At 58.1% G+C, this 12,314-nt stretch carries 13 protein-coding genes and 3 tRNA genes; 10 read left to right on the top strand and 6 right to left on the bottom strand.

The window, feature by feature from the left end; all coding sequences use genetic code 11:
- The first annotated feature begins 221 nt into the window (after positions 1 to 221).
- Together FHT92_RS01710 and prfB are read left to right on the top strand one after the other, a co-directional pair.
- The gene (locus FHT92_RS01710) at positions 222 to 2,681 is read left to right on the top strand and encodes a penicillin-binding protein 1A (RefSeq protein ID WP_183743813.1); all 2,460 of its coding nucleotides are present in this window, start codon (positions 222 to 224) and stop codon (positions 2,679 to 2,681) included.
- 120 nt (positions 2,682 to 2,801) lie between these two features.
- Positions 2,802 to 3,933, top strand: a protein-coding gene (gene prfB, locus FHT92_RS01705; RefSeq protein ID WP_183743811.1) for a peptide chain release factor 2 whose coding sequence is annotated in 2 segments (ribosomal slippage) — positions 2,802 to 2,870 and positions 2,872 to 3,933 — 1,131 coding nt in all. Because the reading frame shifts where the segments join, the coding sequence is not laid out codon by codon here.
- A gap of 52 nt (positions 3,934 to 3,985) precedes the next feature.
- On the opposite strand, the gene FHT92_RS01700 is transcribed toward prfB, so the two are convergent.
- The 3 genes from FHT92_RS01700 to FHT92_RS01690 are packed head-to-tail and all read right to left on the bottom strand — an operon-like array spanning position 3,986 to position 6,345.
- Positions 3,986 to 5,005, bottom strand: a complete 1,020-nt coding sequence (locus FHT92_RS01700) for an alpha/beta hydrolase family protein (protein ID WP_183822123.1) — start codon at positions 5,003 to 5,005, stop codon at positions 3,986 to 3,988.
- 31 nt (positions 5,006 to 5,036) lie between these two features.
- Complete coding sequence (locus FHT92_RS01695; protein WP_183822121.1) at positions 5,037 to 5,567, bottom strand: hypothetical protein; 531 nt, start codon at positions 5,565 to 5,567, stop codon at positions 5,037 to 5,039.
- A gap of 4 nt (positions 5,568 to 5,571) precedes the next feature.
- Positions 5,572 to 6,345, bottom strand: coding sequence for an NAD kinase (locus tag FHT92_RS01690; protein WP_183743805.1), 774 nt, complete (start codon positions 6,343 to 6,345; stop codon positions 5,572 to 5,574).
- Positions 6,346 to 6,607: 262 nt separating this feature from the next.
- On the opposite strand from FHT92_RS01690, the gene FHT92_RS01685 reads away from it, so the two are divergent.
- The 4 genes from FHT92_RS01685 to FHT92_RS01670 all read left to right on the top strand — a co-directional run bounded on the left by FHT92_RS01685 (position 6,608) and on the right by FHT92_RS01670 (position 8,398).
- Positions 6,608 to 6,683 (top strand) — tRNA-Thr (locus FHT92_RS01685).
- 107 nt (positions 6,684 to 6,790) lie between these two features.
- The gene (locus FHT92_RS01680) at positions 6,791 to 7,123 is read left to right on the top strand and encodes a hypothetical protein (protein ID WP_183822119.1); all 333 of its coding nucleotides are present in this window, start codon (positions 6,791 to 6,793) and stop codon (positions 7,121 to 7,123) included.
- A 160-nt stretch (positions 7,124 to 7,283) separates the two neighbouring features.
- Positions 7,284 to 7,790 (top strand): DinB family protein, encoded by a 507-nt coding sequence (locus tag FHT92_RS01675; protein WP_183822117.1) that lies wholly within the window; start codon positions 7,284 to 7,286, stop codon positions 7,788 to 7,790.
- 11 nt (positions 7,791 to 7,801) lie between these two features.
- Complete coding sequence (locus FHT92_RS01670) at positions 7,802 to 8,398, top strand: TetR/AcrR family transcriptional regulator (protein WP_183822115.1); 597 nt, start codon at positions 7,802 to 7,804, stop codon at positions 8,396 to 8,398.
- 46 nt (positions 8,399 to 8,444) lie between these two features.
- Here FHT92_RS01670 and FHT92_RS01665 read toward each other — a convergent pair whose 3' ends face one another.
- Both FHT92_RS01665 and rlmB read right to left on the bottom strand, forming a co-directional pair.
- On the bottom strand, positions 8,445 to 8,603 hold the full coding sequence (locus tag FHT92_RS01665; RefSeq protein WP_183743796.1) for a hypothetical protein: 159 nt from the start codon (positions 8,601 to 8,603) through the stop codon (positions 8,445 to 8,447).
- 171 nt (positions 8,604 to 8,774) lie between these two features.
- Positions 8,775 to 9,665: a 23S rRNA (guanosine(2251)-2'-O)-methyltransferase RlmB gene (rlmB, locus tag FHT92_RS01660; protein WP_183743794.1), complete on the bottom strand. Its 891-nt coding sequence runs from the start codon at positions 9,663 to 9,665 to the stop codon at positions 8,775 to 8,777.
- Between the two features lie 203 nt (positions 9,666 to 9,868).
- Here rlmB and FHT92_RS01655 point away from each other — a divergent pair.
- Positions 9,869 to 9,953: transfer RNA gene (locus tag FHT92_RS01655), tRNA-Tyr, on the top strand.
- A gap of 25 nt (positions 9,954 to 9,978) precedes the next feature.
- Positions 9,979 to 10,052: transfer RNA gene (locus FHT92_RS01650), tRNA-Gly, on the top strand.
- Between the two features lie 33 nt (positions 10,053 to 10,085).
- On the opposite strand, the gene FHT92_RS01645 is transcribed toward FHT92_RS01650, so the two are convergent.
- Positions 10,086 to 10,283 (bottom strand): hypothetical protein, encoded by a 198-nt coding sequence (locus tag FHT92_RS01645; RefSeq protein WP_183822113.1) that lies wholly within the window; start codon positions 10,281 to 10,283, stop codon positions 10,086 to 10,088.
- A gap of 385 nt (positions 10,284 to 10,668) precedes the next feature.
- On the opposite strand from FHT92_RS01645, the gene tuf reads away from it, so the two are divergent.
- Positions 10,669 to 11,844: an elongation factor Tu gene (gene tuf / locus FHT92_RS01640; protein WP_183743778.1), complete on the top strand. Its 1,176-nt coding sequence runs from the start codon at positions 10,669 to 10,671 to the stop codon at positions 11,842 to 11,844.
- A 204-nt stretch (positions 11,845 to 12,048) separates the two neighbouring features.
- Positions 12,049 to 12,183 carry a hypothetical protein gene (locus tag FHT92_RS29595; RefSeq protein ID WP_281412848.1) on the top strand — a complete coding sequence of 45 codons (135 nt, stop codon included), beginning with the start codon at positions 12,049 to 12,051 and terminating at the stop codon, positions 12,181 to 12,183.
- Positions 12,184 to 12,314: the final 131 nt, after the last annotated feature.

Raw genomic sequence — 12,314 nt, 5'->3', positions numbered from 1 at the left:
CCGCGTCCTTGCCGAAAGGGAGGGGAAAGTAGCAGACCAGGCCCTATTTTCCTCACATTCGCGCCGTTACTCCGCTCAATAAGTTTCGCGTAAGTGAGACGAAATCGGCTTGTAGCGCCCACGCGCATGGAGTAAGCCGCGCAGCGTGCAAAGAGACATGATCTGTGCGATTGTGCGGCTGCGCCGATCTAATGATTAGAAATACCGGTAGCTGAAAAAATATGGTTAGACTTCTTGGATATTTCTTCGGGATAGCCTGCGTCCTGTTCCTGGGCGCTGCGGCTGTTATTGCCGTCTATCTTGCTAATGTCGCGAAGGATCTTCCTGACTATGCGGTGCTTAACAGCTATGCGCCGCCGGTTACCACCCGCGTTCACGCCGGTAACGGTGCGCTCATGGCCGAATACGCCAAGGAAAAGCGCCTCTTCCTGCCGATCCAGGCCATCCCGGACCGCGTGAAGGCTGCCTTCCTTTCGGCCGAAGACAAGAATTTCTACAACCATCCCGGCGTCGATCTGACTGGTCTTGGCCGCGCCATTCTCGTCAATCTTCAGAATTTCGGCTCCGGACGCCGGCCGGTCGGTGCATCGACGATTACCCAGCAGGTGGCGAAGAATTTTCTTCTGACCTCCGACCAGACGATTGACCGCAAGATCAAGGAAGCAATCCTGTCCTTCCGTATCGAGCAGGCCTACAGCAAGGACAAGATCCTCGAGCTTTACCTCAATGAGATCTTTTTCGGCCTGAACTCCTACGGTATCGGCAGTGCCTCGCTCACTTATTTCAACAAGTCGGTCACCGAGCTGACGGTCGCCGAATCCGCCTATCTCGCATCGCTGCCGAAAGGCCCGGCCAACTACCATCCCTTCCGTCATCCGGAGGCTGCGCTCGAGCGCCGCAATTGGGTTATCGACCGCATGGTCGAGAACGGTTATGTGAGCCAGAGCGACGGCGAGGATGCCAAAAAGCAGCCGCTCGGCGTCACCGCCCGCACCAGCGGACCGTCTCTTTTCGCGTCTGATTATTTCGCCGAGGCTGTCCGTCGCCAGCTGATTGATCAGTATGGTGAGAAGTCACTTTATGAAGGCGGCCTTTCGGTGCGCACCTCGCTCGATCCGCAGATGCAGCTCTTTGCGCGCAAGGCGCTGCAGGATGGCCTGATCAATTACGACGAGCGCCGTGGTTTCCACGGACCTATTAAGCAGATCAGCACGTCTGGCGACTGGGGTCCGGCGCTCGCCGAAGTACCCGCTCTCTCGGACGTGCCGGAATGGCGACTGGCGGTCGTGCTCGCCGTTTCCAATGACAGCGTCGATATCGGCCTTCAGCCACCCAAGGATGGAGGCGGCAAAGTCGCAGCCGAACGTGAGCGTGGTTCGATTGCAGCCAAGGATATGCAGTGGGCATTCCGCTCCGCCGCCGGCGACCGCAAAACGACGAAGTCACCGGTCGGCGCCGTCTCGGCCGGAGATGTCGTCTACGTCGAGCGCCTCGGCGGCGACAATTCGACCTCCTATCGTCTGCGCCAGCCGCCGAAGGTACAGGGTGGTCTCGTCGCCATGGACCCGAAGACCGGCCGCGTTCTCGCTATGGTCGGGGGCTTCTCCTATGCCCAGTCGGAATTCAACCGCGCCACGCAGGCGATGCGCCAGCCGGGCTCCTCCTTCAAGCCCTTCGTTTACGCCGCCGCGATGGACAACGGCTATACGCCGGCCTCGGTCATCATGGACGCGCCGATCGAGATCGTTTCGGGCGGTCAGGTCTGGAAGCCGGAAAACTACGGCGGCGAAGTCGGCGGCCCCTCGACGCTGCGCTCCGGTATCGAAAATTCGCGCAACCTGATGACGGTGCGCCTCGCCAATGACCTCGGCATGAATATCGTTGCCGAATATGCCGAACGCTTCGGCATTTATGACAAGATGCCGCCGCTGCTCGCCATGTCGCTCGGCTCGGGCGAAACAACGGTGCTGCGTATGGTTTCGGCTTACTCGGTCATCGCCAATGGCGGCAAGCAGATCAAGCCGACGCTGATCGACCGTATCCAGGACCGTTACGGCAAGACAATCTTCAGGCATGAAGAGCGTCTCTGCGAAGGCTGCAACGCCGGCGACTGGCAGAACCAGGAAGAGCCCAACATCGTCGATAACCGCGAACAGGTTCTCGATCCGATGACCTCCTACCAGATCACCTCTATGATGCAGGGCGTCATCCAGCGCGGTACGGCTGCCGGTAAGGTCGATCTCTCTGGCCGCGATGTTGCCGGCAAGACCGGTACGACCAACGATGAGAAGGACGCCTGGTTCGTCGGCTTCACGCCGGATCTGGTTGCAGGCCTCTACTTGGGCTTCGATACGCCGGCCCCGCTCGGCCGCGGCGGCACGGGTGGCGTTCTCTCCGCGCCGATCTTCAATGAATTCATGCAGGCCGCCGTCAAGGACATGCCGGAATCCAAATTCGTGGTCCCGGCCGGCATGAACATGATCGCGATCAACCGCAAGACCGGCATGGCTGCTGTCGATGGCGAGCCGGGCACCATCATCGAAGCCTTCAAGCCAGGCACCGGGCCGGCTGACAGCTTCTCTGTCATCGGCATGGACGGCACGATGGCGCCGGAAGAAATCCTGCGCACGTCGCCACAGGCAAACCAGGCGGTCCAGACCAACACGCCCGGGTTGTTCTGATCGAGACCGATTTCCTCTGCGCCCGCCGCGGCTCTTTACATCCGCGGCGGGCGTCTCTATGTCACGAGCCTTGCAGAATACCCCGGCACTCACAGAATACCGAAGCAAAGAAGCAGGAAAATGCGAGCGGAAATCCAGAACGTAGTCGATGAAACCAAGCAGGCTATCACCCTGCTGAGGAGGCATCTTTGACTGGGACCAGGCGGTAAGACGACTGGACTGGTTGAACAACAAGGCAGAGGACCCCAACCTCTGGAACGATGCGCAGGAAGCCCAGAAGCTGATGCGCGAGCGCCAGCAGCTTGATGACGGCATCAATGGCGTCAAGGCGCTGGAACAGCAGCTTTCCGACAATGTCGAACTCATCGATCTCGGGGAAGAAGAAGGCGACGAAAGCATCGTCAAGGAAGCTGAGGCCGCGCTGAAAAGCCTGCAGGCCGAGGCAGCCCGTCGACAGGTCGAAGCCATGCTATCAGGCGAGGCCGATGGCAACGATACCTATCTGGAAGTCCATTCCGGCGCAGGCGGCACGGAAAGCCAGGACTGGGCGAACATGCTTCTGCGCATGTACACTCGCTGGGCCGAGCGCCAGCGCTTCAAGGTCGAGCTTCTGGAAGTCCATGACGGCGAAGAAGCCGGCATCAAGTCCGCAACGCTGCTGGTCAAGGGCCACAACGCCTATGGCTGGCTGAAGACCGAATCGGGCGTGCACCGCTTGGTGCGTATCTCGCCCTACGACAGTAATGCGCGCCGCCACACGTCCTTCTCGTCGATTTGGGTCTATCCTGTCGTTGATGACTCGATCCAGATCGAAATCAACGAAAGCGACTGCCGTATCGACACCTACCGTTCGTCGGGTGCCGGCGGCCAACACGTCAATACAACGGACTCGGCCGTGCGCATTACGCATATCCCGACCGGAATCGTCGTGCAGTGCCAACAGGAGCGTTCGCAGCACAAGAACCGCGCCAAGGCTTGGGACATGCTGCGCGCCCGCATGTACGAAGCGGAGCTGAAGAAGCGCGAGGATGCCGCCAACGCCGAAGCCGCTTCCAAGACGGATATCGGCTGGGGACACCAGATCCGCTCCTACGTTCTGCAACCCTACCAGCTCGTCAAGGACCTGCGAACCGGAGTTGCGAGCACGGCTCCTGACGAAGTGCTCGACGGCGACCTGAACGAGTTCATGGAAGCAGCACTTGCTCACCGCATCAGCGGTGCGGCCGACGCTGTCGTCGATGACGTCGACTGAGCGGTAAAGGCGGACCTGAGATAGAAAGCCCCGGAAACGGGGCTTTTCTTTTTTAGGTGTCCACCGGAGCGTCTATTCCGCGAAAGAACACATCCGATAGTTCGGCGATCTCCTGGTGGACATCAGCACGGTCTACGCCTGCAGCGTCGGTGAAGAGCTGCTCTGCGAAGGAAAGCCCCAATGCCGTGCCCTCGGGCAGGAAGATATAATGCCCAAGACCGCCCTGGAGTATCTTAAAGGTGCTTCGATCAAGCCGCGCATGCAGCCATTTTGAACACTCTTCGACCGGGGCCGTGTCGTCGGCGTCGCCAACTAGGATGAGCGCAGGCTTATCGATGGCTCTCAGGCTCTCTTCGCTGAAACCACGCACCGATCTTCCCGGCGCGCAGACCAGCGCCGCCTTGATCCTGTCGTCACGATAGGATTGCGACATCCGTGACCATGAATCGCGAAATGCCGTGCTCGTGCGAAGCAGCGACGGAATATGATCGGCGAGGTCAGGAAATTCCCTCGGGCCGCGCGGCCCCCCAGGCTTCAATCTGGATTGTTCGAACTGCGAGAATTGCGCGACCGCGCCGAGAAGCAGCATCACCGTATAGGCTCCTGCTGAAAAGCCGGCGGCGAATACGCTCCTGGTATCGATATGCCCGGCAAGATCACCTTGCCAGTCTTTTTGGCGATCGAGCATGAGGCTGAGATCGGGCGCGCGCTCCCAAAGGCAGGCAAAGCCCTCGGCGCGATAGGCTTCGCCGCCGGTATTGCCGTGGTGGTCGACGCCGAGCGCGATAAATCCACGATCGACCAGGCGGCGGGCGAGCCATTCCAGCCCTGCAGCTGAGCCGCCGGTGCCGTGCGACAGCAGGACCAGCGAGTAGAGCTTCGTCGCCGGCTGAACGGGCGCATCGCGGGCGACCGCGGGCCTTCGGAACCAGCTTCGTCCCGGGATTTCGGTTTCGATCGATCCCTCGGCTGCCGGATACCAGACGGACCAGCGGACAGGTCTTGGGCCGGTCTCGTTCCAGTCCGGCCGTGTCTCGTCGTGGAGAACGCCTTCGCGAAAGCCGAGTTTCATGGCTTAGCCCCAATGAATGGACCTGCGACGCTCAGTTGGTCGCCTTCTCCACGGTAATGTCCCCGAATTCGTCGATCAGCACTGTCCAACCATCGGGTTCGGCAGCTGGATCGGGCTTCAGATAGACCGTGGCAAAAAGGCCCGGTTCCTTGATGAGTCCGCTCGAATTTTCGGGTCTGATGTCGGTGACATAGGGTTTGAGATCGCTGATTTCCTGGAGTTCGACCGTCGAGATGATGGCAGGACCGGCATCACTCTGCGCGATCTGCTGCAGAAAGACCTTGGAGGTCTTGTCCGGCTGGCGGACAGCGAAAAGCTTGTAATAGCCGTGCCGCTGCTCTTGCTTGGCATTCTCCTTGCTTACGTTTGGGGTGCCGACGCTCTGCGTGGTTGTCGGGGCACGCTCGACCGGCAGCGAATTGCCATCGTCTTCCCAATAGCCGGTGCTGGTCGCGAAGAGGATCGAAGCCGGCAGAATATCCTCATGCACGGTCTGGGCTTCGGCGGTGATCGCCAACCCCGAAATAAGGAGGGCCGTCATAAATGCTTGCCGCATCGCCATCATTTCAATCCTCGAATTGTTCTGCCAGAATCCTGTCTGACCAGGAGCGGTCAGGATCGGAAAGGATGCGTGCGGTCATGTCCTCGGACTGGGCGATGCGGACATGCAGTATCGATTTGATCTCCGTATTGTCGGCGACCGCATTCACCGGCCGTTTCTCTGCTTCCAATATATGGATGTCCACCGTGACCCGGTTGGGAAGCAGCGCTCCGCGCCAGCGCCGGGGGCGGAAGGCGCTGACCGGCGTCATGGCGAGCAGGGGGGCGTCAAGCGGCAGGATCGGACCGTGGGCCGAAAGATTGTAGGCGGTCGAGCCTGCAGGCGTTGCCACCATGAGGCCGTCGCAGATCAGTTCCTCCAGCCGTACGTGGCCGTCGATCTCCACCCTGAGTTTGGCTGCCTGATAGGACTGGCGGAAAAGATAGACTTCGTTGATTGCAAGCGCGGACGACTTGCTGCCGTCGGCATTGGATGTTGTCATTTTCAGCGGATGAAAGGCATTCTCGACAGCGGCGCAGATGCGGTCATGCAGGTCTGTGGTCTTGTAATCGTTCATCAGAAAGCCGACCGAGCCGCAATTCATGCCGTAGACGAGCTTGCCGCTGTTCATCGTGCTGTGCAGTGTCTGAAGCATGAAGCCGTCGCCGCCGAGTGCGACGATGACATCGGCCTGGTTTGCGGGCACGTCGCCGTAAAGGCGAATCAATTCGTCTCGCGCGGCGAGTGCTTCCGTGGTCGGCGAGGCGATGAAAGAAAGCGTCTGAAATGAACGGCCCATACAATGCCCTTTGTTATGCTGCTCTAGCTAAAGGATAAAGGGCTCGTACGACAAGACGTTTTGCATTGCGGGTCAAGTTCGATGGTCTTATCGCCCAGACAGATCGGCCGGTGATTTCGATAATGAACACGTCCACATGGAGTCCAGCGGGCTTTCCCAACCACGGCGTTGATCGACAACCCGCTGTGGATAGCTTCCCCGGGCTGCCGGAAAAGGCAAATTTTCTTTACAAAAGATCAGAATCTGCTACTTCGCAGCCATTGCCCTTGTAGCTCAGTTGGTAGAGCACCTGATTTGTAATCAGGGGGTCGCGGGTTCGAACCCTGCCGGGGGCACCAGATTTTCTCAGTAGTTCCATCAGATGAACAGAGACTGAAGGGTCGCTTCAGCGGCGATTCAGGAGCACCAGGTCATCCTCGCTTCATCAGAAACGAGGAAATGAGCCATGAGGATCTCCAGCCTTCTCCTAGCAGCCGCCCTTTCGGCCGGTACTTTGTTTTCCGCCGTTGCTCCGGCTGCGGCCATCCCTCTCGACCGTCCGGCAGCCTCGCAGCAGAGCGATGTGATCCAGGTCCGCGGTGGTGATCGGGATTGGGGCGACCGCGATTGGGGTGATCGCCGTGACTGGCGCGAGCGTCGCGAGTGGCGCGAACGTCGCTACTGGCGTCCGGCCTGGGGCTATGAACGCCGCTGGAGCCCGTGGCGGGAAGAGCGTTGGCGCGAGCGCCATTATTGGCGTCGCCACCATGACGGACCCTATTGGCTCTACCGGAGCTGATCCCTGACCGGGGCAAGCTATTTTCCAACTCCTAATAAAAACCCGTCGCAACCTTCGAGTTTGCGGCGGGATCTTTATTTGATCGGCATTCACTTTTATTGACTGACTATCAGTCAATAAATTAAGATATACATCGTCAATTGCCGCGATGGAGTTCGACATGTCTGCAAAAACACTCCTGACCTCTCTCTTTCAATATAAGGCCAGCGTCGACGAGGAGCTTCTGGCCGCGCTTGCTGCTTTTCCCGAAAACGACCCATTGGAAGACCTCCAGTCCGCTTTTCGTGTTCTCAATCACGCTCAACTCGTCGACCGGATCTTCGCCGCCAACCTGCAGAAGAAGCCACATGGCTATACGGAGAGTTGGACGAGCGAGCCGCCAGCTTTTGGCGATCTCGCTTCCGCGATCAGGAAAACCGACAGGTGGTATCTGGACTATATGGTGCAGGTAACGCCCGAGGAACTCGAAGAGACGATCGACTTCACGTTCACCGATGGCGGGCAGGGCCGCATGTCGCCGGAGGAAATGCTGGCCCATGTCATTACCCACAGCGGTTATCACCGTGGCGAAGTCGGTCGTCTTTTGCCTGACATTGAAAACACTGCTATGCGCGACGTATTCGCAGGCTACCTGCACCGGGCCGAACCTCGACGTCGTTGGCATTGACGGACTTTCCGATGACATCACGCACGCCCGGCAGGCCAAGGACCAAACCAGCCGAGGAAAGGCGGGAAGATCTCATGCTCGTGGCCGAACGCCTCTTTCTCGAGAAAGGGGTTGACCATACGACGATCGAGGAGATCACCCAAGGTGCTGGCGTCTCAAAGGGAGCCTTTTACCTTCACTTCTCTTCGAAAGCGGATGTCATCGAAGCATTGCGGACCCGCTTCGTTCAGAAGCTTCTGAACGGCATCGTGGAAGAACTAGGTAAACAGCAAACTGATGACTGGAACGGCAAGTTGACGGCTTGGGCAAAAGCCTGCGCCATGGGTTATCTGAACGCAGCGCGCTTGCACAATCTCGTCTTTGCTGCTGCTCCGCCTCCCAGCCGCGAGGGGCTGACGAACAACATCCTGATCGATAATCTCCAGCAATTGCTTGCAGCAGGAAGCCGTGAGCGAGCCTGGTCACTGCAGGAGCCCGCATTCACCGCCATATTCCTGTTCAACGCTCTGCACGGTGTCGTAAATCGGAATGCTATCGGCGACGATAGTGCCAAGCGAACAGAACTGCTTCGCAATATCGAAGAAAGTGTTCTGCGCCTCGTCCGGTGAAGCGATTTGCACTCACTTCCGTGCGGGTTCGGTCAAGCTCGGTCGGCTATTGCACGGATGGAGGTGGATTGGATGGCGTCGTCGACGGTGCCAGGGGATCCGGCTGGCGGATCGGGTGAGACTTGTCCACCCAAGTGATGCTCAAAATGATCATGACGAGGACCGCGATAAAGAGAACGCCGAAGATCAGCGGTCGAAATGCCATAATGCGGATTTCCTTTTTGTCGCCGCCCCAGGGATGGATGCGTTGCCGACGATAGTGACCGCCAAGCTCTTTCCATGGCGGAATATGGGCCATGGGAGAAGGTGTTCAACCGCGATTGCGATCATCCTTCTGTTCCACACGACATATCAAGAGTAATCTGCCGACTATGGCCTATGCCTTCAGGTGCAGCCTTGCCGCATAAAGGGCAATCGCCGCTGCATTCGATACGTTCAACGACTTGATGGCGCCGGGCATATCGAGCCGAGCGAGCGCACTGACGGTCTCGCGCGTCTTCTGCCGCAGGCCTTTGCCTTCAGAGCCGAGCACCAGAGCAATTCTGCTGCCCGAGAATGTGCCTTCGAGCGCTGCCGGTCCTTCCGAATCGAGTCCGATTGTGAAGAAGCCGAGCCTGTGCAATTCGCCGAGCGCATCCGAGAGATTTGTGATCTGTATGTAAGGTATGAGTTCCAACGCGCCGGAAGCCGATTTAGCGAGTACGCCCGATTCGGTCGGGCTGTGTCTCTGCGTGGTGATGACGGCGCCTGCATTGAAGGCGACAGCCGAGCGCATGATGGCGCCGACATTGTGCGGATCGGTGACCTGATCGAGCACGAGAAGCAAGGGACTGTCCTTCAGTGCTTCCAGCCGCCGGACGGGCAGGGGCCGCGTTTCCAGCATCACGCCCTGATGGATCGCTTCGGGGCCGAGCACCTTGTCGATATCCTGCGGCGAAACCATGTCGACGGGAATGCCGATCGTATCAGCATCGATCTCCAATCGTGCAAGCGCGTTCTGCGTCACCGATAGTCTGATGTTTTTGCGTTCAGGGTTTTCAAGCGCGGCACGAACGGTATGAAGGCCGTAGAGGAAAACCTGGTCGGGGGCGAGTGCCGGCGGCTTCCAGTCGTCTCCGCCACGCTTGCGTTTCTGTGGCGCGGGTGTCGGGATTTCACCGCGTTCGCGCTTGGCGTCGCGGTGCGCGCGTCTCAACGTTGCGTAATGCGTGTCCTTTGCGGACTTGTCGGTAACGGGCGTGCCGCCGGATTTCTTATCTTTGCTCATGCGGCTTTATAACGATGGCGCCAGTTGCCGCATAGGCTTTCTTTCATGTGCCGGCTTTCAACAGGCGATGAAATTTTTCCTGTCTTTTCCATTGTCATCGTGTTGACAGACTGAAATCGTCCGGTCATATACGCGGCGCAGACGACGGGGCGACAACGCTTCAAAGTCTGACGAACTTGGTCTTTACGATCCGGACGAAAACTGGAGAGATGCCCGAGTGGTTAAAGGGGACGGACTGTAAATCCGTTGGCTCAGCCTACGTTGGTTCAAATCCAACTCTCTCCACCATTCGTCATTGGATCGGACCAATCCCGCGGGTATAGCTCAATGGTAGAGCAGCAGCCTTCCAAGCTGAATACGCGGGTTCGATTCCCGCTACCCGCTCCATCTCTCTTTCGCCATCGACAATATACGGCAGTTTCAGAGCACGGAAACGAAGCTCATGATATTGCCGATCAGCCAATAGCCGAGCACACCGACGGCTATGCCTGCGATGAACAGCGAAGATCTGCCTTTGATCTTGCCGGCGCTCTCATCCGCCTCATCATCGCTGCGATAGCCGAATGTGCGGTGGTCTTCTGCAAAAACCGAATAGTAGTTGTTGTAATCTGATTGCATCGAGTGTTCCTCCCTATATTAGATATCTATCATGCAAACTTTCCTCATCCGTGAAATCAATTAGTAAAATGTAATGTAATCCGATCGGAAGGTTTTGCGCCGATACCATGATGCGGCGATCTGCGGATAACCGCAAAAATTGCTGCCGCCACCGGTTCGCCGTTTGACAATTGCCGGCCCTCTTCCGATTTTGACTTAGATTTCAAATGTTTTGGGGAGGGAAAGAGCGAATCACCTTGCGAGTGGCGAATCCTCCACCATATGTCGTGACACGCCAAGAATGGCGTCTGCAATTAGGTCTTGCGCAATTTCGCCGAAAGCCTTAAACGGCGGCACTAAACCGGTTCGCCGGGGTCACCCATTTACGTCCACAGGAAGCATTCAAATGGCAAAGAGTAAGTTTGAGCGCAACAAGCCGCACGTCAACATTGGCACGATCGGCCACGTTGACCATGGCAAGACGTCTCTGACGGCAGCGATCACGAAGTACTTCGGTGAGTTCAAGGCGTATGACCAGATCGACGCTGCACCGGAAGAAAAGGCGCGCGGCATCACCATTTCGACGGCTCACGTCGAGTATGAGACGCCGAACCGCCACTATGCGCACGTCGACTGCCCCGGCCACGCCGACTATGTCAAGAACATGATCACCGGTGCCGCGCAGATGGACGGCGCGATCCTGGTCTGCTCTGCCGCTGACGGCCCGATGCCGCAGACGCGCGAGCACATCCTGCTCGCCCGCCAGGTTGGCGTTCCGGCGATCGTCGTGTTCCTGAACAAGGTCGACCAGGTTGACGACGCCGAGCTTCTCGAGCTTGTCGAACTGGAAGTGCGCGAACTTCTGTCGTCCTACGACTTCCCGGGCGACGACATCCCGGTCGTCAAGGGTTCGGCGCTTGCTGCGCTTGAAGATTCTGACAAGAAGATCGGTGAAGACGCGATCCGCGAGCTGATGGCTCAGGTCGACGCCTACATCCCGACGCCTGAGCGTCCGATCGACCAGCCGTTCCTGATGCCGATCGAAGACGTGTTCTCGATCTCGGGCCGCGGTACGGTTGTGACCGGCCGCGTCGAGCGCGGTATCGTCAAGGTTGGCGAAGAAGTCGAGATCGTCGGCATCCGTCCGACCTCGAAGACGACGGTGACCGGCGTTGAAATGTTCCGCAAGCTGCTCGACCAGGGCCAGGCTGGCGACAACATCGGCGCTCTGGTTCGCGGCGTGAACCGTGACGGCGTCGAGCGTGGCCAGATTCTCTGCAAGCCGGGCTCTGTCAAGCCGCACAAGAAGTTCAAGGCCGAAGCCTACATCCTGACGAAGGAAGAAGGCGGCCGTCATACGCCGTTCTTCACGAACTACCGTCCGCAGTTCTACTTCCGCACGACGGACGTGACCGGCATCGTGACGCTTCCGGAAGGCACGGAAATGGTCATGCCTGGCGACAACGTCACGGTTGACGTCGAGCTGATCGTTCCGATCGCAATGGAAGAAAAGCTTCGCTTCGCGATCCGCGAAGGCGGCCGCACCGTCGGTGCAGGCATCGTCGCTTCCATCATCGAGTAATCGGATTTATCCCCGATTTTAGGAAGGACCCCGCTGGAAACGGCGGGGTTTTTTCGTTTTTAATAGCCTTCCGGCCGTTCATGAGATGTTGTAAAAATATCGTTAAGATTGGCTCATTCAGTATTTTATTCATCTCACGTTCAGAAAGCGTTTTGCGATCCGGACTTTTTGGTTCAGACTCTCCTCTGTAGAAAGGAGAGTAGGATGATTCACAAGGCTACATTCGTTGCGACGATTTTCGCGATGTATGTTTTCACGATGTTTTTCATCGCTGCAATTCCGCAAGAAGTTGTTCAGGCAGCTGGCGTGCAGATCGACGAACTAAGCGTCGTCAAATAATTGCGTAACAAGCCGCCGGAGCGTTCGGCGGTGATTGAAAATGGCAGGGCAGGCGCTTCCAGTTGGAAGCCCCTGGCCGGAGTAGGTTTGAACCTGCTGACGAGACGCTCGCTTGCTCTTCGCGCGGAAGA

Origin of the sequence: Rhizobium sp. BK377 (assembly GCF_014193935.1) — a bacterium.
GTDB lineage: Bacteria > Pseudomonadota > Alphaproteobacteria > Rhizobiales > Rhizobiaceae > Rhizobium.
Note: the sequence above shows the minus strand (reverse complement) of the source record. Positions and strands in the feature narration are given on the sequence as shown.